This window comes from Paenibacillus sp. N22P23, assembly GCF_059383735.1.
In genome coordinates this window covers 38,096-61,084 of sequence record NZ_JBXENT010000006.1, presented here as the reverse complement: position 1 = coordinate 61,084, position 22,989 = coordinate 38,096, and the positions used below count along the sequence as shown (strand labels likewise).

The 22,989-nt window shown below is 52.0% G+C and carries 21 protein-coding genes; 11 read left to right on the top strand and 10 right to left on the bottom strand.

Annotation, left to right across the window (positions count from 1 at the left end; translation table 11 throughout):
• Window positions 1-256: 256 nt before the first annotated feature.
• The 3 genes from AC506A_RS22185 to AC506A_RS22175 are packed head-to-tail and all read right to left on the bottom strand — an operon-like array spanning window position 257 to window position 4,548.
• Complete coding sequence (locus AC506A_RS22185; protein WP_495463176.1) at window positions 257-2,374, bottom strand: CocE/NonD family hydrolase; 2,118 nt, start codon at window positions 2,372-2,374, stop codon at window positions 257-259.
• A gap of 11 nt (window positions 2,375-2,385) precedes the next feature.
• Window positions 2,386-3,549 carry a dipeptidase gene (locus AC506A_RS22180; RefSeq protein WP_495463175.1) on the bottom strand — a complete coding sequence of 388 codons (1,164 nt, stop codon included), beginning with the start codon at window positions 3,547-3,549 and terminating at the stop codon, window positions 2,386-2,388.
• Between the two features lie 15 nt (window positions 3,550-3,564).
• Window positions 3,565-4,548, bottom strand: coding sequence for an ornithine cyclodeaminase family protein (locus AC506A_RS22175; RefSeq protein WP_495463174.1), 984 nt, complete (start codon window positions 4,546-4,548; stop codon window positions 3,565-3,567).
• A 185-nt stretch (window positions 4,549-4,733) separates the two neighbouring features.
• Between AC506A_RS22175 and AC506A_RS22170 the strand changes: the two genes are divergently transcribed.
• From AC506A_RS22170 to AC506A_RS22150, 5 genes are all read left to right on the top strand, one after another.
• Complete coding sequence (locus AC506A_RS22170) at window positions 4,734-6,305, top strand: sensor histidine kinase (RefSeq protein WP_495463173.1); 1,572 nt, start codon at window positions 4,734-4,736, stop codon at window positions 6,303-6,305.
• Window positions 6,302-7,006 carry a response regulator transcription factor gene (locus AC506A_RS22165; protein WP_495463172.1) on the top strand — a complete coding sequence of 235 codons (705 nt, stop codon included), beginning with the start codon at window positions 6,302-6,304 and terminating at the stop codon, window positions 7,004-7,006. The genes AC506A_RS22170 and AC506A_RS22165 overlap by 4 nt, the downstream gene beginning before the upstream one ends.
• Before the next feature lie 22 nt (window positions 7,007-7,028).
• Entirely contained in the window at window positions 7,029-7,562 is a 534-nt protein-coding gene (locus AC506A_RS22160; protein WP_495463171.1) for a hypothetical protein, read from the top strand.
• Complete coding sequence (locus AC506A_RS22155) at window positions 7,559-7,927, top strand: DUF6220 domain-containing protein (RefSeq protein ID WP_495463170.1); 369 nt, start codon at window positions 7,559-7,561, stop codon at window positions 7,925-7,927. The genes AC506A_RS22160 and AC506A_RS22155 overlap by 4 nt, the downstream gene beginning before the upstream one ends.
• Window positions 7,928-8,214: 287 nt before the next feature.
• A complete protein-coding gene (locus AC506A_RS22150; RefSeq protein ID WP_495463169.1) occupies window positions 8,215-8,478 on the top strand; it encodes an ArsR/SmtB family transcription factor in 264 nt (87 codons plus the stop codon).
• A gap of 77 nt (window positions 8,479-8,555) precedes the next feature.
• Here the strand turns inward: AC506A_RS22150 and AC506A_RS22145 are convergent, their stop codons facing one another.
• The gene (locus tag AC506A_RS22145) at window positions 8,556-9,374 is read right to left on the bottom strand and encodes a phytanoyl-CoA dioxygenase family protein (RefSeq protein ID WP_495463168.1); all 819 of its coding nucleotides are present in this window, start codon (window positions 9,372-9,374) and stop codon (window positions 8,556-8,558) included.
• 115 nt (window positions 9,375-9,489) lie between these two features.
• Here AC506A_RS22145 and AC506A_RS22140 point away from each other — a divergent pair, with 115 nt between their 5' ends.
• Window positions 9,490-10,329: an AraC family transcriptional regulator gene (locus AC506A_RS22140; protein WP_495463167.1), complete on the top strand. Its 840-nt coding sequence runs from the start codon at window positions 9,490-9,492 to the stop codon at window positions 10,327-10,329.
• A gap of 83 nt (window positions 10,330-10,412) precedes the next feature.
• Entirely contained in the window at window positions 10,413-11,330 is a 918-nt protein-coding gene (locus AC506A_RS22135; RefSeq protein ID WP_495463166.1) for an aldo/keto reductase, read from the top strand.
• A 62-nt stretch (window positions 11,331-11,392) separates the two neighbouring features.
• Here AC506A_RS22135 and AC506A_RS22130 read toward each other — a convergent pair whose 3' ends face one another.
• From AC506A_RS22130 to AC506A_RS22115, 4 genes are all read right to left on the bottom strand, one after another.
• Window positions 11,393-12,244, bottom strand: coding sequence for an aldo/keto reductase (locus AC506A_RS22130; RefSeq protein ID WP_495463165.1), 852 nt, complete (start codon window positions 12,242-12,244; stop codon window positions 11,393-11,395).
• Window positions 12,245-12,358: 114 nt separating this feature from the next.
• Window positions 12,359-13,738, bottom strand: a complete 1,380-nt coding sequence (locus AC506A_RS22125; protein ID WP_495463164.1) for an MATE family efflux transporter — start codon at window positions 13,736-13,738, stop codon at window positions 12,359-12,361.
• A gap of 153 nt (window positions 13,739-13,891) precedes the next feature.
• Complete coding sequence (locus AC506A_RS22120; RefSeq protein ID WP_495463163.1) at window positions 13,892-14,746, bottom strand: patatin-like phospholipase family protein; 855 nt, start codon at window positions 14,744-14,746, stop codon at window positions 13,892-13,894.
• A gap of 132 nt (window positions 14,747-14,878) precedes the next feature.
• Window positions 14,879-15,370 carry an HPP family protein gene (locus AC506A_RS22115; RefSeq protein ID WP_495463162.1) on the bottom strand — a complete coding sequence of 164 codons (492 nt, stop codon included), beginning with the start codon at window positions 15,368-15,370 and terminating at the stop codon, window positions 14,879-14,881.
• A gap of 155 nt (window positions 15,371-15,525) precedes the next feature.
• Between AC506A_RS22115 and AC506A_RS22110 the strand changes: the two genes are divergently transcribed.
• Window positions 15,526-15,972, top strand: a complete 447-nt coding sequence (locus tag AC506A_RS22110; RefSeq protein ID WP_495463161.1) for a DUF4395 domain-containing protein — start codon at window positions 15,526-15,528, stop codon at window positions 15,970-15,972.
• 174 nt (window positions 15,973-16,146) lie between these two features.
• On the opposite strand, the gene AC506A_RS22105 is transcribed toward AC506A_RS22110, so the two are convergent.
• A complete protein-coding gene (locus AC506A_RS22105; RefSeq protein ID WP_495463160.1) occupies window positions 16,147-16,542 on the bottom strand; it encodes a hypothetical protein in 396 nt (131 codons plus the stop codon).
• A gap of 81 nt (window positions 16,543-16,623) precedes the next feature.
• Entirely contained in the window at window positions 16,624-17,709 is a 1,086-nt protein-coding gene (locus AC506A_RS22100) for a LacI family DNA-binding transcriptional regulator (protein WP_495463159.1), read from the bottom strand.
• 247 nt (window positions 17,710-17,956) lie between these two features.
• Here AC506A_RS22100 and AC506A_RS22095 point away from each other — a divergent pair, with 247 nt between their 5' ends.
• The 3 genes from AC506A_RS22095 to AC506A_RS22085 are packed head-to-tail and all read left to right on the top strand — an operon-like array spanning window position 17,957 to window position 22,433.
• Entirely contained in the window at window positions 17,957-18,937 is a 981-nt protein-coding gene (locus tag AC506A_RS22095; RefSeq protein WP_495463158.1) for an ROK family protein, read from the top strand.
• A complete protein-coding gene (locus tag AC506A_RS22090; protein WP_495463157.1) occupies window positions 18,934-21,348 on the top strand; it encodes a glycoside hydrolase family 9 protein in 2,415 nt (804 codons plus the stop codon). The genes AC506A_RS22095 and AC506A_RS22090 overlap by 4 nt, the downstream gene beginning before the upstream one ends.
• Window positions 21,345-22,433, top strand: a complete 1,089-nt coding sequence (locus AC506A_RS22085; protein ID WP_495463156.1) for an SIS domain-containing protein — start codon at window positions 21,345-21,347, stop codon at window positions 22,431-22,433. The genes AC506A_RS22090 and AC506A_RS22085 overlap by 4 nt, the downstream gene beginning before the upstream one ends.
• Window positions 22,434-22,989: the final 556 nt, after the last annotated feature.

Genomic DNA, 22,989 nt, shown 5'->3' with positions numbered 1-22,989 from the left:
TCCCCTAGTTTCTAGAACACCCGATGGTATGCGTAATTAATCTATTAGTATAAAAATACTATGGAAGCCTTACAAATTTCTACACAAAAATGTGAAAACGCCTTCAAAATGCGATATTTATTTTAAAAAAGTTAGGAAAAATGGCCTAAACCGTCATTATGCGCTCCTAACCGCTCAACAGCTCGGGATGACTGTGGTTGAAGCACTAAAAAAGACCGAAACCGCCAGATGGCAGATTCGGTCTTTTGGACTGGATTTATAATACAGGCAGCAGCACGCGGCTCGGATATTCCGCCGAATGATAAATCGTTTGCTTCACGATTACCGGCTGCGGATCGTCGTATGGATTCAGGCCGGTATTCGTGTTCGGAAACGCGACGAGCTTGCTTGATGACGTGATTGTGAAACGAATACGATGACCCGCTTGGAACGTATGGGCAATATTTTGCAGGAAGATGGTGTACTTCTCTACCTTGCCCGGCGTCAGCAGCTCCGGGGCATCGAAGCCATTTCGATACTTGGCTCTCACGATATAGTTGGACAGCCGGATGGAATTCCCTTTCTCGTCTACATCACTAAGCGTCACAACCCAATCCGTATCGACACCGGTGCTTGCCGCGTACAATTCGCAGGATAGCTCGCCGGCAACGGTCAGCTCCTCCGTCAACGTTTCGCCGGTGTAGACGAGAATATCGCTGCGGAGCTCATGCTTGCGCATATTCTCCGGCTCCCGTTCCCCGCTGTCCGCCACAGGTTCATCCGGGTTGTACAGATACGAATCCGGCTCCGACTGAGCCGCGGGCGCTGCTCCAAGCACGCCATCACCGAGACTCGAATTCGCACGGCCGCCGCTGCCTAGGTAGAAGCTGCGTACCTTGGCCTCAGCAGGCGTCCAATCCTCGGATGTCCGCCACTCATTGGTTCCAACCACATAATAGGTCGCTCTCGGCTCTTGATCGATCCCATTGTGAATGCCCTTCAGGAAACGATCGAACCAGCGCAGCACGTTCACGTCATAATCATACACGACAGCATCGTTGCTGAAGCTTACTCCCATGAGATCACGCGCTCGGTTTGGGCCATGCTCCCACGGTCCAAGCCACAGCTTACGGTTCGGTACATCATGCTTTGTCAGCATGCGCCACGTTTCCGAGACACCTGCACTATCGCCATCGTACCACCCGGAGATAACGAACATCGGCACTTTCACCTGGTCGCCCCGCTCCGAGTAGGTGCAGTTCCGCCAGAAATCATCGTACTCCGGATGCTCGCTCCACAAATCCCATGGCCCGGATGCGCGTCCGATCATTTGCTGCGGAATGTCGCGAATCGGCCTCGCATCGACAGCCTTCTCCGGGTTTACCGTGATGCCCGCGAAGATATTAAAGTCCGTCCGCGTCCCCACCGACTGCGCCAGCGTCCAGCACAGCAGCGGCCACGAGCAGACCGTGCCGCCTTTACGTACCGTATCAACGAACGGCGAACCTACGTTAACCTCGTTAACGACCGCCTTGAGGTTTGGATGACCGCTGGTTGCAGCAGCCGTAACGACATATCCGAGATATGAAGCTCCCCACATCCCAACGTTACCGTCTGACCAATCTTGCGCGATAATCCAATCGATGGTGTTAGAGCTGTCATCCCGCTCATAGTAGAACGGCACAAGCTCCCCTTCGGAATCCGCTCGTCCGCGGACATCCTGATTCACGACAGCGTAGCCTTTGTTCGCCCAGCGTTTCAGCTGGTCCTTCTTCATGTGGCGATCATAGCAGGTACGGACCAGAATGGTCGGCAGCTTTGTCCCCGGCTCGATGCCCTCAGGCAGATAAACATCCGTCGCCAGACGAACCCCGTCACGCATCGGGATTAAGTCCGTTCCCAGCTCCTGAATCCCATATTGAGCCTGTGACAGCTGCGGAGAGTCATAGACAACAAGCGGAGTCAGCGCTTCATAACCTTCTGCGACAAGAACTTCCATCCCGTACCGGTTCGGTGCTGCGAAACCGATGACGCGTCCATCCACCGTCACCACATCCAGCGCCGTATCCAACCGCCTTGCCCATACTTGCGAAGTGACTTCACGGCCATCCACGTTAGCGGTATAGCGAATATGCTTGCGATAAACATCTCCGTTCGCCAGCTCAACCTCTTCCCCGCTCCAAGCCGTTCCCTCGTACTGATCGAGGAACTGCTTGATACGCTGCAGGGGCAGCATGTAAGGCGCTTGCTCGGACAGTACATTTTCCTGCATTTGCGTCCGCCGCCTGGCATCTACCTTGGCATGCATCACTTTATCCGTCGTAAATCGAATCCGTCCCTCATACACACCTGCACAATATAGCTTAAACATGGTCTCCTGCAGCATACTGCTCATACTCCTCGCCCCTATCCCCATACCTGCTCAAATACGCGCAGCCAATTGCCGCCCATAATCTTCGCAATGTCTTCGTCTCGATAACCCCTTGCAACTAAACCCCGCGTGAAGTTGATAAAATAACTGTACTTCTCCAACCCCTTCACCGTCTCGGTTGAAGGTCCATCCCCTTTGGCAAAACCAAGCATCGGCGCAACATGCTCCTTGAAATACACAAGCGCCCATTCCACATCGCTCATCGGCCAATCGGTTCCGATGCCGACATGATCCACACCGGTAAGCCGCACGATGTAATCGATATGATCGAGCACATGTTCCATTGTCGTATCATTCGGATCGCCGTGCACGAACCAAGGCATGGCGAACACGCCGATAACGCCTCCTGTTGCGGCAATCGCCTTTATTTCCTCATCGCTTTTGCAGCGTGCATGGCCATAGATGGCTTCGGCTCCGGTATGCGAAGCGATAACCGGCTGGCCGGATAGTCTGCACGCATCAAGCGTCGTTTGTTTGCCGCAGTGACTTGTATCGACGATAACGCCAAGCTCATTCATACGGCTAATGAAACGTGCGCCGAACTTGCTCACGCCCCCGTCCGTAGGTTCCATGCAGCCGGAAGCCACATAGTTCTGATTATTGTAGGTCAGCTGCAGAATGCGAAGGCCGAAGTGATGCAGCGTATCAAGCAAATCAAGGTTTTTGCCCAGGCCGTCGTTCTCCTGCGCAGTCACAATGCCGGCTTTCCGTCCGCTGCGCTTCGCTTCGCGAATATCGCCGGCAGTCAGCGCCTTATCCAGCCATTCCACCGCATCGAACTGACGCTGCACTTCGCCCATGCTCGTGACGACGCTCTCCGGACTCGACAGATCGAGTTCCCGATTACCGGCTGTAATGCCGGAGCGGTACCATTCCTCTTTGAACTCGGCTAACTCCCCGCGAGCAATCATGCCTTTAATGAGTTTAGCTGGCATCATGCTGTATTCCATCGGCTGATCCCGATAGGGCTCGCATTGCTCACGAAGCTGCTCGGATACACGCGACGGTATCGCCTTAGGCGACAGCGGCCCCTGGAACAGCAGATCAATGATGATGATCCTCTCGTGAAGCCGTCTTGCCCGCTCTTCTTCTTCCGCCGATAACGGGAAAGGGTAGAGTCCCTCTGGTTGCTGATTCATGCTGCATTCCCTCTCCTAAAAGTCAATTTGCGTGCCTTTATGTAAACGAATCGCTTCTTTCAAAATAAACCCGGCTGCCGCCAAATCCTCACTCGCAAGTCCAAGCGCTTTGAACAACGTAATCGCCTGTTCCGAGCTTCGCCCCTGCGCGATGCGGCCTGTCAGCAGTTCGCCAAGCTCGCCTCGAATATGCGTCTCCGTAATCACGCCCTCCGCGAGCGGAATGAGGTAATCGCCGGCTTCATTGACGGCTGATTCCCTGCGATCCACGAACAGCTCCGCGCGCCGCACGAGCTCGGAGTCCAGCTCCCGGTCCTTCGCTCTGCAAGCTCCTACTGCATTAACATGCGTGCCTGCTCTGATCCATTCGCCTTGCACGACAGGGGTCGTTGACGCTGTAACCGTACAAATAATATAGGCCTCTGCCACGGCCTGCTCCGCAGTTGGCATCACTTCTACGACGACGGGAGCTCCGTAGCGCTCCTCGGTCTCCAATCTAAGCTGCGCCGCATGCGCTGGATTCGGCCCCCAGATCGCGATGCGCTTGATCGGCCGCACGAGCAGCATCGCTTCAATATGGCTGCGTGCCTGCTCGCCAGTCCCGATCACCGCAAGCGTCGCTGCGTCTTCGCAAGCGAGCAGCTTCGTCGCGGCAGCGCTGACCGCCGCGGTACGAATGGCCGTAATTTGCCTTCCGTCCACGATGGCTTCAAGCTCTCCCGTAACCGCATCGAACAGCGATACGAACCCTTGATGCGACGGCAATCGCTTCGCATGATTGTCCGGGAATACCGTAATGATTTTGGCGCCAACCTTCTCATCACGCTTCAAGTACGCAGGCATCAGCCCCATTAAATTGCCCCCGCGCACAGGAACAACGCTTCGTAAGGATTGCAACGCTTGTCCAGTTGTCAGGTCTGCCAGCACTTCTTCCATAATGCGGATACACCCCTGCATCGTAAGCAGTTCTTTGACTTCACTCTGTGTTATGACCAACATGCTTATTCACCTATTTCTTATTTTGCTCGTTCCAGTATATCAGAATCTGTGTTACCTTTACTCGGGCTCAGGTAACATGAACCTCACCGTTCGCTGTATAGGCATTGTTTATACTTTTTTTAGAACTGGTTTATGGAATATTTACAGGTAGATACTACAATGAAATGGAAGGGGGCTGCCACGCCATGTCCATCCGAACGAAATTGCTTTTCTCATATATTGCGATGATTGTCATACCTGTTCTACTGCTTGGCATTACGGTCACATTAGCGGCGAATGTCTTCAAGCAGGACATGACTTCCCAAACCGGACAAGAAAAAAGTCATGTCCCGTTTGCCGAAATCCGCGACTTGTTCAGCGGACGCAGCGAGATCGCTTCCGGCCTTCGGTTCGTTGCCCAGCATGATCCGAAGCTGCTCAGCGACCCCGCATTCCTCGCTTCGACGGAGTCGGAGCTGGCCAAGGTAGATGCCGGCATGATCATCCTTGTAGATAAAGCCGAAGCTCCGGCCTATGCATCGCCGGGACTCTCAGCCGATGAAATCATTTCCGAGCTGCAAGGCAACGACGACAGCAGCCATCGACGTTTCGCTCACCCCGGACCGCCCCGCGGAAACAGTCTTGACCAAATCACCTATACCACTCTTGACGGCAAGCCCGGCTCGATCATCATCGTATCCGATATGGAACCTGTCGCGAACTTCTTCAAACGATTCATCCCGACCGTGCTGCTCGGACTGCTTGTCGCACTCGTGCTGACGAATGGCGTTCTCACGTTCTTCGTCTCCCGCAGCATTATTAAGCCGCTTCATGCACTGCGGGATGCTGCAGGACAAATTCGCGAGGGCCAGTTGGATCACGGCATTCATCTGCAGAGGCAGGATGAAATCGGACAGCTTGGATCGGCCTTTGAGGAAATGCGCATTCGCTTGAAAGGGTCTATTGACGCGCAACTGCAGTTGGAGCAGAGCCGCAAGGAGCTGCTAGCGAACATCTCCCATGATTTGAAGACGCCGATCACCGCCATCCAAGGCTGCGTCGATTGCTTGCGCGGCGGGGTTGCCGATACGGAGGAGAAACGGCGCAAATACGTGGACATGATCGGCGGCAAAACCACCGATATGAACCGCATGATTGAAGAGCTGCTACTTTACTCCACGCTCGATATCGGGAAGCTGCCGTTCCAGTTTGAGACGCTGGACGTCGCCGAATATTTGAGCCTTACCGTCGCTGAGCTGAAGCTTGACCCTCGGCTTAGTAGTGCCGAGATCCAGTTCCGCAACAACGCGGCAACGACGAGTGCAGTTTCTCGCGGTCTGCTCATTCGAGCAGACCGCGAGAAACTGCACCGGGCCATCTTTAACGTCGTAAACAACAGCATTAAACATATGGACAAAACACCGCGTGTACTGACGATCGAGCTAACCGCCGAAGCGCTCGCGGGTTCGGCGGGTTCAACCAGTAGTTCCACCAGTTCCGCCTTAACATCTATCGCCACAATCGCCATCTCGGACAACGGCGCCGGCATTCCGGCAGAAGCTCTGCCACATGTGTTCGAACAGTTCTACCGGGCAGAATCGTCGCGTCGTCCGGACTCGGGCAGCAGCGGCCTCGGCCTTGCAATCGTAAAGCAGATTATGGAGGAGCATGGCGGCTCGGTTGCAGCCAGTAGCCGAGAGGGCGAAGGTACGACAATCCTGCTTCACCTCCCTACTCTACCGCGAATTCCATCCGAAGAAAGTGAGGATCCGCAATGAATCGAGCTCGCAAACGAATCTTGATTATCGAGGATGACCCTGTCATTGCCGAAGTGCAGAAAGACTATCTGGAAGCAAGCGGTTTCTCCGCAGACATCGCGGATCGCGGCGATCTTGGTCTCGAAATGGCGCTCAAAGGGGATGGGTATGACCTCATCCTGCTCGACCTGATGCTGCCTCGAATGGATGGCTATGACGTGTGCCGCCGCGTTCGTGAAGCGAGCAATATCCCCATTCTAATCGTATCTGCGAAGAAAGAAGAAGTGGATAAGATCCGCGGATTCGGGCTCGGGGCAGATGATTATATCCTAAAGCCATTCGGGCTTGGCGAGCTTGTTGCACGGGTCAAAGCACATTTGGCACGGTACGACCGGCTTGTGGGCAGCGGTGAATGGCAAAGGGATGAGCTGCAGCTGCATAACATTCGCATCGATCGGCAATCTCGGCGCGTGTACGTCAACGATGAGGAAGTGGTTTTCACAGCCAAAGAGTACGATCTATTGCTCTTCCTCGTCACGAATCCGAATCGTGTCTTCCGCAAGGAGGAATTGTTCGAGCGAATTTGGGGGCTGGACGCGCTTGGCGATCACGCAACGGTAACCGTTCATATCAGCAAGCTGCGGGAAAAGCTCGAGCGTGATCCGTCTAAACCGCGTTATGTCGAGACCGTGTGGGGTGTCGGCTACAGATTCAACCTATAACCATTAGAGGGGCTGCGTTACATTGAAAAAGCTATCCTTGCAGGGACGCAGAATCCTTCTGCTGCTGCACATTATTTTTGCCGCAATCATGCTTGGCGTACAGGCTGTGTTTATCATTCTGGCGTTGACCGCATCTGTGACGAGCGATCCTACGGTGCTGCACGCCTGCTACTCCATCATGAATCTGCTTGCCTCGAGCAGCGTCCGCGCTTCGACCATTGGGGTGACTGTCACCGGCATCATGCTGTCCGTGATGACTTCGTGGAAACTGTTCCGTTACAACTGGATCATCGCCAAAGAAGTACTTACGCTGTTGTGCATCGGGATCGGGGTTATCGGTTTGTATGAATGGACGTTGAAGGGGATCAAACCGACGGCAGATGCCGGATTGAACGCATGGCAAACATCAGGGTTCACCGTCAATCATACGCTGCTCTGGATCGGAATCGTGCTGCAAACCGTGTCGCTCGTCGTCATGTACATCTTATCGATATGGAAACCGGGCGGCGAGCGTCGGTCATATCGCAAACCAATTAAGGAGGTTAAACAGACATGATCCGTATATCCAAAATCATTTTTTATGTATTAGCATGGCTGTTCGGCATTTCATTGTTTACGCAAGTGTTTCTGGCCGGCCTCGCTGTCTTCGACAATGGTGATTGGTCGATGCACAAGTCCTTTATCCACTACTTCGAGTTTGTTCCGATTGTGATGATCGTATTCGCCCTCATCGGCCGCATGGGCTGGAGAACCGCTACATTATCAGCCTTATTGTACGTGTGCATCATCTTTCAATATATCTCCGTCAACTTAGATACACGTATGATCGCTGCCATTCATCCGGTTACGGCACTACTGATGCTTTGGGGCATATTGACGATCATTCGCCGCTCGAACCCATGGAAGCCCATTAGCAGATAGTTCCCACAACAAGACGGTCACCCTACAACTACCTTTCCATAAGACCTTTGTTAATTAAGCGTTCGCTTAATTAAACTGTAGCTTAATTAAGTGAACGCTTAATTAATGTCATGATCGAACAACCATTTATGCCTGAGCGGAGCCTTGGCGCAGAGATATTTCACATCCCATTGTGACTGGGATGGCAGCCACAGCCAGCCGTCGAGTTACTAACTACACTAACTACCTTTCCAAAAATTCTCATTAATTAAGTGTACACTTAATTAATCGTATGCTAAATTAATGCTATGATCGATACAATCCTACATGCCTTAGCAGAACCCAGACGCAGAGATATTTTACATTTCATCCGAGACGAGGAACTAACCTCGAGCGCCATCGCATCGCATTTTTCCGTTTCGGCACCGGCTATTTCACAGCATCTCAAAGTACTGGAGGACGCAGGCCTTGTTGTTGTAAGGCGCGCCGGCACCCAACGATTCTACGTCATCAGGAGAGAAGGGTTTTCCGAATTGAAGCAGTATTTCGAGAGCTTCTGGGAATCCGACTGAAAAGTTAATCGCTTAACAACAAGAGACACCGAATTTCTCGGTGTCTCTTTCGTCATCTATAGGCTATGGAGCAACGATTACCACTGCCAAGGCATTTTGACAGAAGCTCCGACTCTTTCGTGTCTGAATAGGCTTTTCACTGCCGGGGATGCTTGGTCATACGCCTCTTGTGGCACGTGAATCGAACCACCCGCACCGTACCAATCGTTGTTGTAGATCAATGCGATGTTCGTACGGTTCTCTTGCGTACGGTTTGGCGTACCACGGTGCCACATGCGAATGTCACGGATCACGATCGATCCTGCAGGCATGTAGACTTTCTCCGAGTACATCGTTTTTGCAGCGCGCAGCATTTCTCCGTCGATGGACGTATGTTTGGTGCTCTCAGGGTCCAGATGCGTACCGCCCGGCCATACTTCAAGCGGTCCGTTCTCTTCATGAACATCTACAAGCGGGATATTCATAACAAGGCTATATGCCGGCAGTGCTACACCAAGTGTAGGGAACAGCGGCGGCACGTCGGAGTGTACGTTTTGATAATCGGAACCTGGGCAAGCTGTATCTGAAGCCAGGTACGTACAACGAACGCCTTCGCCAAGTACAGCGTTGATAACAGGTAATGCAAATGCGTTTGCTACCATGTAGTCCTTAACGAATGGTTGTAAAAAAGGAAGATGCATCTGTGCACGGTTCGTACCTGTGTTGTAACCGAATCTGTCGATGTATTCGTTGAAGATCGGAAGGAATGCATCCTTAATCTCTTGTACTTGCTCCTTGGACAATACGCTCTCAAATCCGATATATCCGTTTTTGCGAATTTGTTCAGTAGCTACCTCGATTGTTTCTTGCTCCGGCACACCAGTCAGTTTTTCTTGCTCAGTCAATTTCAACAACATATTTAATCACTCCTTGTTTTCGATTTATGTCCTGATTATACGTTGCAGATTGGAGGACGTATTGTATAATGGAATCTAAATTGTAAAAAAGTCAGAAAAAAGTGAGTGATTAATTTTGGCAGCAAACGATAAACTCCTTACCGGACTCGAAGAACTCATTGCACTCATCGACTCGGAGTGGCCCTCCCTCGATTTACATTCCTACGGCTTGTGGCGGAATCACGGCTGGGATGGCGTCGGTCACAGCTTCGAGCTGAACTACTATATACAAGGCAGTAATCTGATCCGTCAGGATCAAGCGAAGGTCGAAGTGAAGCAAGGCGATCTGCTTTTTCTACCGGATACAATTCGTAAGAGCAGCTGTGATGACGGCAGCTTCAAGGTGATTTTCCTATCGTTCTGGTTCAAGGATGACGCGTTAAACGCACGGCTGCGCCAGATTTATAAGACAATCGCCCGTGATAACCATCCGCTTGCGGTGCCCGGACTTGAGGATGATTTTGTCGCGCTCATTACGGAACTGCGCTCCGGCCTGCGTTCCCCGCATCTGCTGAAGCATCTGTTTATCCATATTCTCGTGAAAATTTACCGAGCTGTTCATATCTATCACGGCACGAGGCCGAAGCATAATAAGCATGAGCAAATGATTGGAGAAATCATCAAAGAGCTCAATGAGAATTACGGTTCCGCCATTTCGCTCGCTGACATCGCGGCCACCTACTCGCTCAACGAACGGTACCTCAATCATATTTTCAAAGGAGCAACCGGCATCCCGCTTGGGCGTTATTTGATGAAAATTCGCATCGAGCAAGCCAAGCGGCTGCTCCGCACCACCCATCTGCAAATAACCGATATCGCGATGGATACCGGATTTTTCGATGCGGCGCATTTCTGTAAAGCCTTCAAGAAACATACGGATTACACGCCGGCTGAGTATAAAGCACGCATGGAATAAGCGCTGCGCTTGAATCCGCCTTGCTTGTGTGTCACAATCTTCTATAGGACTAAAACCTATTCCCAATTAGGAGGATGAAACGAATGAGAACGATGAAGCTCGGAAGCAGCTCCCTTGAGGTGCCTGTTCTTGCTGTAGGGTGTATGCGTATTAATGGGCTGGAGAAAGCCGAGGCGGAACGATTCGTCCAAACTTCACTAGAAGCAGGAGCGAACTTCTTTGATCATGCCGATATTTACGGAGGCGGCAAGTGCGAGGAAATCTTCGCGGATGCTATACATATGAACGACGACGTGCGGGAGAACATCATCCTGCAATCCAAATGCGGTATTCGCAGCGGTATGTTCGACTTCTCCAAAGAGCATATCCTTGACTCTGTAGACGCGATCCTGAAACGTCTTAGAACAGACTACCTCGATATTCTGCTGCTGCACCGTCCCGATGCACTGGTTGAGCCACATGAAGTAGCAGAAGCGTTCGATAAACTGGAGAGTTCCGGAAAGGTCCGCCACTTCGGCGTATCCAACCAGAATCCGATGCAAATTCAACTGCTCAAGAAAGTTGTGAAGCAGCCGCTTGTTGCGAACCAACTGCAGCTCAGCATCACGAATGCCAATATGATTTCAAACGGCGTCAACGTCAATATGACGGTCGATTCGTCCATCAACCGCGACGGCAGCATTCTGGATTACTGCCGCCTGAACGACATTACGATTCAGCCATGGTCGCCATTCCAATACGGCTTCTTCGAAGGCGTATTCCTCGGCAGCGAGAAATTCCCGGAGCTGAATAAAGCCATCGACGAAATCGCAGCTAAATACGAGGTAAGCAACACCACGATCGCTATCGCTTGGCTGCTTCGCCACCCGGCACAAATGCAGCCGGTAACAGGCACGATGAACATCGAACGGATTCTCGATTGCATCAAAGCAAGCGAAGTCCACCTGACACGTGAAGAATGGTACGCCATCTACCGCGCGGCAGGCAATATCTTGCCATAAACAAAACAAAGGAGCTGAGCTGTCCGTTCATTCGGACTTCCCGGCTCCTTTCTTTATTAGCGTTAGCGCAGCCCCCACAGCTCCTCGAACTTATCCGGGTCCATGCCGGAGCGTTCATTGCGGTTCAGTGCATCCAGCCGCTCCATGTCATCTGCCGACAATTCGAAGCCGAAGATATCGGCATTCTCGTAAATCCGCTCCGTCTTCGCGGATTTCGGAATCGTTACCACGCCGTTCTGCAAATCCCAACGCAGTATGATCTGCGCGCCTGTTCTGCCATACTTCTCAGCGAGTTCTTGAACAAGCGGCTCTTCCAGCACTCGACCCAGCATAAGCGGGCTCCAGGCTACAAGCTGAATCCCCTTGCTGCTGCAATATCCCTGCAGCTCCTTCTGCGTCAGGCACGGATGATACTCCACTTGATTGACGACAGGCACTACACTGCACTGTGCAAGCAGCGCATCCAGATGTCGCGTCTGAAAATTACTGACACCAATGGCTCTTACTTTGCCCTCGGCATAAACCTTCTCCATCGCACGCCATGTCTCCAGAAAGTGTTTACTCACAGGCCAGTGGATTAAGTACAAGTCGATGTAATCCATCCCAAGCTCGCTCAGCGAATCATCGAACGCCTTCAGCGTAGATTCATATCCCTGACTGGCATTATCCACCTTAGTCGTGACGAATATCTCTTCTCTTGGAACGCCGCTCGCACGGACCGCTCTGCCGACACCTTGTTCATTCCGGTATGCCGCTGCCGTATCGATGCTGCGATAACCCGCTTCAATGGCCGTACGCACCGCATGTTCCACATGTGCGCCGTCTTCCGGTCTGCCCTGCCATACGCCTAGTCCAAGCCAAGGCATAACAACCCCATTGTTTAGTGTGACACCGCTCGAAATGGTCTTCGTCATCCTGCACCTCTCCTCTACATCCGACTATTTCCCATCATAGGACAGCGCTTACCGTTTGTCAGCATCGAAATATAAAAAAATCCACAACCGCATTCGGTCGTGGATCTTACTGCGTTATGCTTCAAGGGAGTGTGACTGCTCCCGGCTCACAATCGCCTTCTTCGTCCAAACCCCGCTCTTCCATCTGGCCAGCATCAGCAGACCGCGCACCCATTCATCCACTGCGAACGAAATCCACACGCCGATTAAGCCCATTCCCAGATGGATACCTAGGTAGTAGGACAACGGAACGCAAATCCCCCACATGGAGCAGACACCCATCAAGACCGGGAACCGCGCATCCCCTGCCGCACGAAGCGAGTTGATGACGACAATGTTGAATACCCGCCCCGGCTCCAAAATAATCGATATGAGGAGGATACTCGCCCCGACAGCGATGACCTTCGGATCATCCGTGAACAACCCGACCAGCTGATAGCGGAACAGCGCCGCAATGCCGACCAATACGGCTGTCAGCAGAATGCTGATCCGCAAGCTTCGCAGCAGCCGGAAGTACGCAGCCTTCTTCTCGCCGGCACCAACCATATGCCCGACTATAATTTCCGTCCCCATGCCAATCGCCATGGACAACGCCATGAAGTAGGCGCTGATATTGTAGACATACACATGTGCGCTGAGCGCTTGTTGGCCAATGATATTGATAAAGCCCATAATCATCATCATCTGCGACTGCCATGCCAGATGCTCACCGGCAGACGGCAAACCGATACCGAGTATTTTCTTCATATACTGCTTATCGAAGGAAATGTAATCCCGGAGCCTTATTGGACTTGGCGTTTTGCGATATAAGAGCATGAACAATACGACGAGGCCGAGAATTCGGCTGCCGATCGTAGACACAGCCGCACCGGTCACACCCCATTCCGGGAATCCAAAGTTCCCGAAGATCAGCAGGTAGTTGCCCACGACATGAATCACATTCACGCCAAGCGTAACATACATAACATCGCGCGTATTCCCGTTCGAACGGATAATGGACGAAACCGCGTACGAAATCGCCTCGATCCAAATAAATCCGCCAATCAGCTTCAAATAGGTGCTCGCTATCGCAATTTGCGACGGGTCGAGATGAAGCAGCCTCATCCCCGGTTCGCTAAAACAGACAACGACGATGCTGACGACGACGCCGAACATCAAATTCATCATGATGGCAAGCGCGGAGATTCGGCTTGCCGTTGCTTTCTGCCCCGCCCCCAAATACTGCGTAACGGCCACGCTCGTTCCAATCGCGACGAACCCGAACATCATAATACAGAACATAATAATTTCATTGGCAAACCCGACAGCGCCCGCCACTTTATCCGAAATCCGGCTGAGCATAAAGACATCGGCCGTTCCCAGCATCATGCGCAGAACCGAATCCACTAATATTGGCCATGACAGAGCAAAGAGACTCAGCTTCTTCCAAGAAGGTACAGCATCATTTTTAATCAAAGGAACTATCTCCTATCACATTTCACCTATTGCTTCCCGCTTACCATTCGTTATTATCCCACCTCCAAATGACCCTGTCTATGTCAAAAGACCTCCAATCCCGTATCGAGATGGAGGTCCTATTATGCGTAATCGAATTCCGCCCATTTCAGCTTATGCCTGCATCCATGCTTTCATAACAGGCATTAACCGCTTGGCATCTTCATAGCCTTCCTTATAAAGAGCGTCCAGCTTATCCGGGTCGCGCTCCATCCGCCCAACCGTCAACTTCTGCTGCGGCCGAATGACGAACAGATTCCCTTTACGTTCCTGCTCATCAATATAAGCTAATGTATCATTATAAATTTCATGCCGGCGAAGCATGATTTTGACAAACTCGGGGTATTTCCTATAGGCACGTCGCACGAGCCAGCCGAAGCGGTTGCGTGATTTGCGATAATCGCTGTCCCGAGTCAGCACGACTACATTGCGCTTGAAGCCGTCGCTTTCTGCTTTACGAAGCGGAATGGGGTCCGAAATCCCGCCATCCAACAGGTTGCGGCCCTTATATTCCACAATCGGCGCGATAAAAGGAAGCGAGCTCGATGCCCGAATGATCTTGAGCAAATCAAAGCCGGGTTCCTCCCGGTTATAGAAGATCGTTTCCCCGGTGTCGCAATCGGTGGTACCGATGACAAACTGCTCTTTGCTGGCTTCAAAGGCTTGATAATCGAACGGCACAATGACATTCGGAAGCTCATCGAATATGAAATCCATGCCGAACAGCTCGCCTTTGCTCCAATAATTCTTCCATGAGATATACCGCGGGTCCGTGACATAATTAACATTAACCTCTCGATTACGCCCCAGCTGCCTCGATAAGTAACTTGCTGCCATACAAGCCCCGGCTGAAACGCCGATGGTATAGGGAAAGTACATATCCTGTTCTGTAAAATAGTCCAGCACGCCGGCCGTGTAGATGCCCCTCATGCCTCCGCCTTCCAGTACTAAACCGATGGATGAATCCATGACCAAACCCCTTTGCCTTGTGCTTCCGTATTCGCTACATTCATTGTACCTATCGCTTAACGGGAGAGTCAATTTTACGACAAACAAGAGCCGACCTGGTGCGGCCGGCTTTTCTTACTTGTTCTATTCATGTCAGCTTGCTATGTCTCTGGATTCGACTGCCGCAGGCTTGTTTCTGAACAAAGACGATAATTGATGACCGAACTTGCGCTCCATGACCTCTGCCAAAACAAGGGCAGCCATTAATCCAAGCAGTGCAGCGCATACCGATATCGGAATTGCCCATAGATGCGTAGTATGAGAGAAGAACGGGATCAGCGCAATGGCGGCAATCGGCGGTGCATTCCAATTAAACTTGCGAATCAGCCAAATGATGATAACGGCATTCACAAACAGTGTGAGCGAGCTCGGATAAAGGTAGAACAGAATCGTTCCTATAATTGCCGATACAACGGAGCCGAAGGTGATCTTGCCGAGCTCCGACATCGAATAAGTGCGTGTGAGAAACAGAAAGCTAAATGAGCCGATCGTTGGGAAAAACAATGTATCCAGGAACGAAACATGCAGCGAGAGCCAGTAGAGCACCATCACATATAAGCAAATAGCTAATGATTTCACATTCATTAGGTCGTTACGGCCTCCTAATAAAATTGACATAGATTCATTATAACGGCCTGTCCTGTAAAAATCACTTGAAAAATAGCCATTAAAACCTATCCGTTAAGTCGGATTTAATGTATACTAAGTGTATCAATCCGATCTGCAAGGAGGGCCTTGAGATGAGCAAACAACCGCTTCTCCCTACGCTTGAATGCGTAGACGATGTTCCTTTGCACCGTGTTCGCGGCAATCAGCTTGGCATCTTGCTTAGCATTATTATTAGTGTAAGTACAGGACAGTTGTGGATTTTGGCTATTCCTCTAGTGGTCCAATTGATTAGCCGCACCTATGGGGTCAACTATAATTTGTTTGCTCGTCTGTTTACACCTTTATTCCCTGTCAGCGCCCGAACGGAGAGCCGCGAGCTGCTCCGGTTCAACAATTTGCTCGCGATCCTATTCCTAGTTGTTACACTCATTGCCTATGCACTCGGCAGCCTAGTTATAGCCTACGTCGCTCTTGGCATGCTCACTGCAGCCGTTGTGCTTGCGCTTAGCGGGTTCTGCCTCGGCTGCTTCATGTACTTTCACTGGAAACAATATCTCTTGAGACGGAAAATTTCCTAATGATTATGGAGCCGATCTTAATTCAAGGTCGGTTTTTTTGCGTCCGATGCGAGCGAGTGTTGTGCGATCAGTTGGGAATACTATTATCTCGATCTGTTGAAATAGAACAGCCCGTCCCTGCTTATAGGGACGGGCTGTTTTGCGCTGTGTCGACTGGAGGTCTACACAAACCAATCATCTTCTAAATTTCGTTAAGAAGATATGCTCTTTCTTCTGCTTCGCTTTCTCCTGGTCCTGCATAATGTCATCTTTAATTTTCATGACGCATTTCACGCATAATTTCCCATTTCGGGTAGGCTCTGAACAAAGATCGCAGGCATCGGATAAGTTCGGATAATCGAATAATTTAAGTTTGCCCTTGCGGATATACGAGCGAATCTGCTGTACGGAAACAGAAGTCTGTTCGGCCACTTGCTCGTTGCTCAGCTGGCGGTTGCGTCTTAAAACCTGCTCAATCGATGTAAGCTGTCCATCTTCCTCGGCAGTACATGTTGCGCATAAGTTACGCAGATTCTTCTGATATACTTTTCCACAATTGGGACAATGCCCTACATTTAGTTCTATAGCCATATCATAACCTCGCTATTAATAGTTCTTATGAACTAATGATAGCATGGAGCATGGAAAAATTCACTAGAAATCAAGAAATCATTACAGACGCTGAGCAGGCACCGCCCCGCACGACTCACGGATCATAAGCTCCGGTGTATGATGAATTGCAATGGCCTCAGCCGAACCATTCATGGCGCTAATTAATTGAAGCACCGCCATCTTGCCTAAATATTCGTTGTGCTGATTCATCGCTGTCAGCCTCGGGATGCTGTACTCACTTTGCAGGAACTGATCGCAGCTGGCAATAGCGATTTGCTCCGGACAACGCAAACCCCGGTCCTTCATCGCGCGAATAGCGCCGAGTGCGACCATATCATTAATGGCAATAACAGCCGTCGGTGCCCCACTGGCCTCGCAAGCATCCAATAGATGATTCATCGCCGTGTAACCATCCTGCGCGTAGTAATCCGAGGTAACGATCCTTCGTTCGTCAACGGACTTACCAAGTGATTGCAGTACCTGCGTGAAGGCTTCTATACGCGCTGTTGTGATGCGGATACCTGGCTCTCCGCCTATAAAACCGATACGTTCATGGCCAAGTGCAATGAAGTGATGAACGATCGCAGTTACGCCCTGCTTCAAACTGCGTTCGACGAACAGACACTCACAGCCTTCTATTCGGCCTCCAACAATAACGACAGGCAGTCGGCGGTGCAACTGATTGAGCGCTTGAATGAATGAATCCGGAATCTCTTCTTTATCGATCGTGCCGCCCAGAATGAGGACGCCATCGACCTGCTTCTCCAGCAGCATGCGAAAATAATCCTCTTCCGAGTAGCGCAGATTCGATGTTTCTTGCTTCTGATGCTGACGGACAAACATCGTATTGAACAGAAGTGTGGCATACTCGTGCTCCATCGCATAACTCTCTACCTGCTGGAACAAGGAAGCAAAATAAGGATTTGTAATGTCCGGTAGAATAACCCCGATATTACCGGGCTTCTGCCGATGAACCATCCCTCTTGCAATCACACTCGGGGTATAGTTGTATTCCTCTATGATTTTCTCAATGATTGCTCTCTTCTTCGGAGAGACAGAAGGGCTGTCATTGAGTACACGTGAAACGGTTGAGACGGAGACGCCGCTCTTCTGGGCGATTTCCTTAATGGTAATCTTACTTTTCACAGGTGGTTCCTCCGCTACTTGATTCTCGCTAGATTGATTCTATCCTAGATCATAGCCGAATTCAATTGTGATTTGGTATCGGTACCAAATTACTCTCTGTGAGGGGTTCGTCTATTTTTATCCCCTTGGATACTGTAATTGTATCCGTTGACCACCTCCGACAGATTTGCTACTCTCAGGTCATAACGATTCCTCTACAGCCACATTTGGTACCGTTACCAAATTGAAAGGAGCTCTTCTGACGACTATGAACATTCCTGTTTCCGTTCTTGCAGTGGATTTAGGCGGCACCTCGATTCGAATCGGGGAGGTCGCGCCTGACGGCACCATTTTGCATATGAAATCCTATTCCAGTGACACGTCCTCGCAAGCAGAAGCGATGACACGTATCCTGCAAGCCCTTGAAGATTATCGAACGAACGAGCCGCTTATTGCCCATGAGGTTGTCGCTCTCGGCATCGGGGTCGTCGGACGCGTCGATTCCCGTAATGGCCGCTGGCTTGAAATTGAGCCTGGCAAGTCTGATCCGACTGAAGTAACAGCGAATATGGAATCCGAATTTGGACTGCCCTGCGGCATCGATAACGATGTGGCCTGCGCCGCGAAAGCGGAATGGCGGTTTGGCTGGGGTACGCGTTCCAATCATTTTATCTATTTCAATATCGGCACAGGCATTGCGGCAAGGTTTATCGTAAACGGGCACTATATGGAAGGCAGTCACTTCAATGCCGGTGAAGTCGGGCATATGGTGGTGGCAATGGACAGCGATGTCGTTTGCGGCTGCGGTCGAAAAGGCTGTGTCGAGCGGCTAGCATCGGGCCTTGGCATGCATGAGCGAGTGCTTGCGCTTCGGTCAACCTATCCCGCAAGCTCGATCCCTGAGACGGTTGGCAGTCGTATTCCTGCTCACTTGATCGTCTCAGAAGCAGAGAACGGCGATCCGCTTGCACAGCGAGTCGTTGCTGATGCAGCTTGCGCAGCTGCGGCTGCGATTATGAATTTGGTGCGCGTCACCGATCCGGAAACGATTGTGCTCGGCGGCGGGGTTGCACGAAGTGATTATTTTCGGGATCAGATCGGGCTTCATCTGAACTCCAGAACGATGCGTTTCGTGACGAACGGACTTGTTGCCACGATGCTCCCTTCGCAAGAAGCAGGACTTGTGGGAGCCGCGCTTGCAGGCTATGAAGCCTATCATTCCCGCCACAAAGGAGATGGAGCACAATGAATGAGGCATTCTTGAGGGACATTAAACAATCGGGCTATATTCATCGTCCTCTGCCAATCTATGTGGAGCATTCACTAGAACGGGAACAACAGCGGCATGTGGTAATGGACGCTAAGCCGTTCTACGATTTGGGCAGCATCGATGTTGGAGATGGAATGGCAGAATGGGTGCACCGCGGAATCGGGTCGCTGCAGCAAACGGCAGATCAGCCGCTGCTGCTTGGCTCACCAACGGTTATGCCCGATTGGCCGCCCGGTGCTCCGGCCGATGGCGATTACACGAATTTCGGACAGTCCTGGATGGCGAGAGCCATTGACCGGGAGAATTGGGAAAGCTTCAACCGCATCACCATGGAGCTTAAGCCGGACTTCCATGGTGTGCCGAATGCCTATGTCATGATCAAGTTCCGGAATGAAGGCGTCATTCCGATTCCCGACATCTATGACCGCGAAGGGGTACATGGCGTTAACCTGCGCAGCCATGAATGGAATACGATTCACCTCGATATCGGGGAGCTTCCAAGAGATGTGATCACGGAGCTGGCGATCGGCTATCTCATTAACGGCAAGGAACGGGCCACCGGTGAGACGATAACTCTTCAAGTAAAGCGCATCACGCTTGAGCAGACGACCGGACAGTCGATCTCTAAAGGCTGGATGCCAAGCAAAGGCGAGATCGTGTTTTCTCACACCGGCTACAATGTTGGTAGTCCGAAGACTGCCTTCGCTGCTGAGCTTGCTGCAGGGACATTCGAATTGAAATGTGCAGCGCGAGGCGAGACGGTCTTCAGTCGACCGATTGAGGCAATCGAGACGCCGGTTGGCCGCTATGACCTGCTCGATTTCAGTGATTTTCGTCAGGAAGGCCGCTACTACTTGGAAGCTGGTGGGCTAGTGACCGAGAGCTTCATGATCGGCACTTCGGTTCTCTTGTGGCAGCCGTCTCTCTGGAAGGTGCTCAATTTCATATTTTGTGAGCGGTGCGGGTATCCCGTCCCCGGTATCCATGGCAGCTGTCACGCTGATATCATTGCGGAGCATGAAGGCACGATGCTCGCCTTTAATGGCGGCTGGCATGATGCCGGTGACGTTTCGCAGCAGCTCATTCAGACTGCGGAGGTTACATGGTCGCTTATTGAAATGGCGGAGCAAGTAAAGCTGTGCGACGAGGATCTCTATCTCCGTTTGCTGGAGGAAGGCGAATGGGGGCTCGACTTCATGCTGAAAACCCGCTTTGGAGACGGCTACCGAGCAACAAGCGCCGGCATGACTCGCTGGACAGACGGTCGCATCGGTACGATGGACGATGCGGCTGCTCGCGTGCATAATCAGGCCTACGAGAACTACTTCTGCGCCGGTATTGAGGCTTACATCCACAGAAGGCTGCCGAATGCAGCGTTGTCTTCGCGTTTGCTGCAGATCGCGCGGGAGGATTTTGATTTTGCGCTGGCTCAGTTCGAGAAGGTCGGGTTCCAAGAGAAGCCAATCTTCTGGGAGCATACGTACCAATCGTCCGAAAGCTTATATATGGCAACGGCTTCCTGGGCGGCATCGATGCTGTATCAAGCGACACAAGATGAGTTCTATGCGGTGAAAGCAGCTGAATTCATCGCTTACGTTCAACGCTCCCAAGAGCTGGACGGCATCCTGCTGCAGGATGGCTCGCGTTTGGGCGGTTTCTTCTATCGCAGTCCCGGCAAGCGGATTGTTCAGCATTTCAATCATCAGGCGCGGGAGCATCTGTATCTGTGGGCCTTCACAGCCATTCATGAAACGCAGCCCCATCATCCTGAAGCCGGCAGCTGGCTGGCCTCGATTGCGGCATATGGCGACTATGTGAAGCAGCTGGCTGCCTATACGCAGCCTTATCCGATGCTGGCGAGCGGCGTTTATCATGTTGATGAGCACGAGGATGACTTAAGCTTTGGCCATCAGCATTTGCTTATTGATGATCGCGCCAAGTCGGACTACAGCCTGCAGTTGAAAGAAGGCGTGAAGTTGAACGACTCCTTCTACCTGCGCCGGTTTCCAGTCTGGTTCTCGTTCAGAGGTAACAATGCGATCTTGTTGTCCGCTGGTAAAGCGGCTTCGCTCGCCGGTCTGCACTTGAATGACAGCGAGCTGCTTGCCATTGCCGAAGGGCAGCTGCAGTGGATTGCAGGTCTTAATCCGTTTGGCCAATCGCTCATGCATGGTGAGGGCTACCGGTATGCACAGCAGTATTCGGTGCTGAGCGGTGAGATGACCGGCGAAATTCCGGTCGGCGTCCAAACGTTCGGCAACGAAGATCTTCCTTACTGGCCGCAGTTCAACAACGCCACCTACAAGGAAGTCTGGACAGGTAATGCCGGGAAGTGGCTGTCGCTTGCGGCGGATCTATACGCAGCTACCACTAGGGAGGGTACACGATGAAACCGACGATGATGACCTATATTCTTGAGGAAGAGGCGATGGTTCGGCAGATTCTAGAGGCCTTCCCGGGACAGGTGCGCACTTTCACACAGCACGCCGCGGGTAAGCGTGAATGGCTGATGCTTGCGACGGGCTCTAGCTACAATGCGGCGCTTAGCGCCAAATTCGCGATAGAGCGCTGGGCCGACGTGCGCATCGAGGTGAAGGAGCCCTTCCACTTCGCCCATTATGAGCGCATAAGCCCGCATACCGATTTGGTCATCGGTATCTCGCAGAGCGGACAAAGCACATCAAGCATCGAAGCGCTGCAGCGCATTCGCCGCGATGCCGGCGGAATCGCGACCATCGCGTTTGCAAGCGATACGGCGAGCGCGATTTCCGAGGTCGCGGATCTAACGGTCGATATCGGCTGCGGCAAAGAGCGAGTCGGCTACGTGACGAAAGGTTTCCTCGCCACCGTGCTCACGCTGATGCTTGCCGGTCTGCATCTGGCCGAGACTACCGGCAAGCTGACTGCTGAAGAAGTGGCTGGGATTCGCTCCGGCTTAGACGAAGCAGCCGCCTCGATTCCCGCTATTATTGAGCGGTCCGAGGCCTTCTTCGAGCGGCATCGCGAAGCGTTCGCGGCGGCCCCGCGCTTCACCGCGATCGGCTACGGGCCGGCCGTCGGCACCATTAAGGAGATCGAGACGAAGTTCTCGGAGACGGTGCGGGTGCCAACGCAGGGGATCGAGCTCGAGGCGTTTATGCATGGACCGTATCTGGAGGTCAACCCGGAGCACCGCATCTTCTTCCTAGACACGGGAGCCAGCGCGGTGAACGAAAGGCTTCGACTGCTGCGCGATTACGAGAGCCGCGTGACTCCGTACACGTACACCCTTTCGCTTGGCGAGTCGAAAGATGACCGAACGCTCGGCCTATCTCTTGCGTGCGACGAATACACGGCGCCGCTGTGGCTTATCATCCCATTTCAGCTTCTAGCCCATCATATCGCCGAAGCGAAGGGCAACGACTTGAAGACGCGCATCTACACCGACTTCGGCATCGCGATGAAGAGCAAGACGCAGCCGGGCGATTACGCCTAGGCTCCGCCGGTTACACCGAGAAAAGCCGTCTCATGAACGCGCAGCATGCGTTTCTTGAGACGGCCTTTTGTCGCGCTCCGCGGAGGCGGGTAGTCGCCGCTCTCCCTCCGCCTCCCCTTGGACGAAGATGCCGACTGCTGCGGTTAGGTTGCTGCATACTTGTGCGAGTGGGGTGGCAGAAACGGGTATGTTATTCCGATTTCAGCCCGCTGCGATTCTCTTTGATGCAGTCGTATCGCGCTAACGAACCGTGGAGGCCTTATTTGCGCGAAAACAGCCCTGAAAATATTCTAACGAACCGTAGAAGCCTTATTCGTACTCATTGGTGTGGTTTGGGGTATTTTTACACCAAATAAGGCCTGTACGATTCGTTAGATTTTCAAACTACTCGATTTGGCTCAAATAAGACCTCTGTGGTTCGTTAGAGTGAAAATCTGGTCATCGCTCCTCGGAATACTGCACAAGGAAGTCAATTTCATAAATCAATTTGCTCCCTCCGAGCTGCTGGGATCACTCGGATCACTCGTCCCTGTTCCATTCCCCCTATCCAATGGGC

Bases quoted from the DNA above. Each gene is read 5' to 3' on its own strand.
- AC506A_RS22185 (WP_495463176.1), bottom strand. From the start codon at position 2,374: ATGAGCAGTATGCTGCAGGAGACCATGTTTAAGCTATATTGTGCAGGT.
- AC506A_RS22180 (WP_495463175.1), bottom strand. From the start codon at position 3,549: ATGAATCAGCAACCAGAGGGACTCTACCCTTTCCCGTTATCGGCGGAA.
- AC506A_RS22175 (WP_495463174.1), bottom strand. From the start codon at position 4,548: ATGTTGGTCATAACACAGAGTGAAGTCAAAGAACTGCTTACGATGCAG.
- AC506A_RS22170 (WP_495463173.1), top strand. From the start codon at position 4,734: ATGTCCATCCGAACGAAATTGCTTTTCTCATATATTGCGATGATTGTC.
- AC506A_RS22165 (WP_495463172.1), top strand. From the start codon at position 6,302: ATGAATCGAGCTCGCAAACGAATCTTGATTATCGAGGATGACCCTGTC.
- AC506A_RS22155 (WP_495463170.1), top strand. From the start codon at position 7,559: ATGATCCGTATATCCAAAATCATTTTTTATGTATTAGCATGGCTGTTC.
- AC506A_RS22150 (WP_495463169.1), top strand. From the start codon at position 8,215: ATGATCGATACAATCCTACATGCCTTAGCAGAACCCAGACGCAGAGAT.
- AC506A_RS22145 (WP_495463168.1), bottom strand. From the start codon at position 9,374: ATGTTGTTGAAATTGACTGAGCAAGAAAAACTGACTGGTGTGCCGGAG.
- AC506A_RS22135 (WP_495463166.1), top strand. From the start codon at position 10,413: ATGAGAACGATGAAGCTCGGAAGCAGCTCCCTTGAGGTGCCTGTTCTT.
- AC506A_RS22130 (WP_495463165.1), bottom strand. From the start codon at position 12,244: ATGACGAAGACCATTTCGAGCGGTGTCACACTAAACAATGGGGTTGTT.
- AC506A_RS22120 (WP_495463163.1), bottom strand. From the start codon at position 14,746: ATGGATTCATCCATCGGTTTAGTACTGGAAGGCGGAGGCATGAGGGGC.
- AC506A_RS22115 (WP_495463162.1), bottom strand. From the start codon at position 15,370: ATGAATGTGAAATCATTAGCTATTTGCTTATATGTGATGGTGCTCTAC.
- AC506A_RS22110 (WP_495463161.1), top strand. From the start codon at position 15,526: ATGAGCAAACAACCGCTTCTCCCTACGCTTGAATGCGTAGACGATGTT.
- AC506A_RS22105 (WP_495463160.1), bottom strand. From the start codon at position 16,542: ATGGCTATAGAACTAAATGTAGGGCATTGTCCCAATTGTGGAAAAGTA.
- AC506A_RS22095 (WP_495463158.1), top strand. From the start codon at position 17,957: ATGAACATTCCTGTTTCCGTTCTTGCAGTGGATTTAGGCGGCACCTCG.
- AC506A_RS22090 (WP_495463157.1), top strand. From the start codon at position 18,934: ATGAATGAGGCATTCTTGAGGGACATTAAACAATCGGGCTATATTCAT.
- AC506A_RS22085 (WP_495463156.1), top strand. From the start codon at position 21,345: ATGAAACCGACGATGATGACCTATATTCTTGAGGAAGAGGCGATGGTT.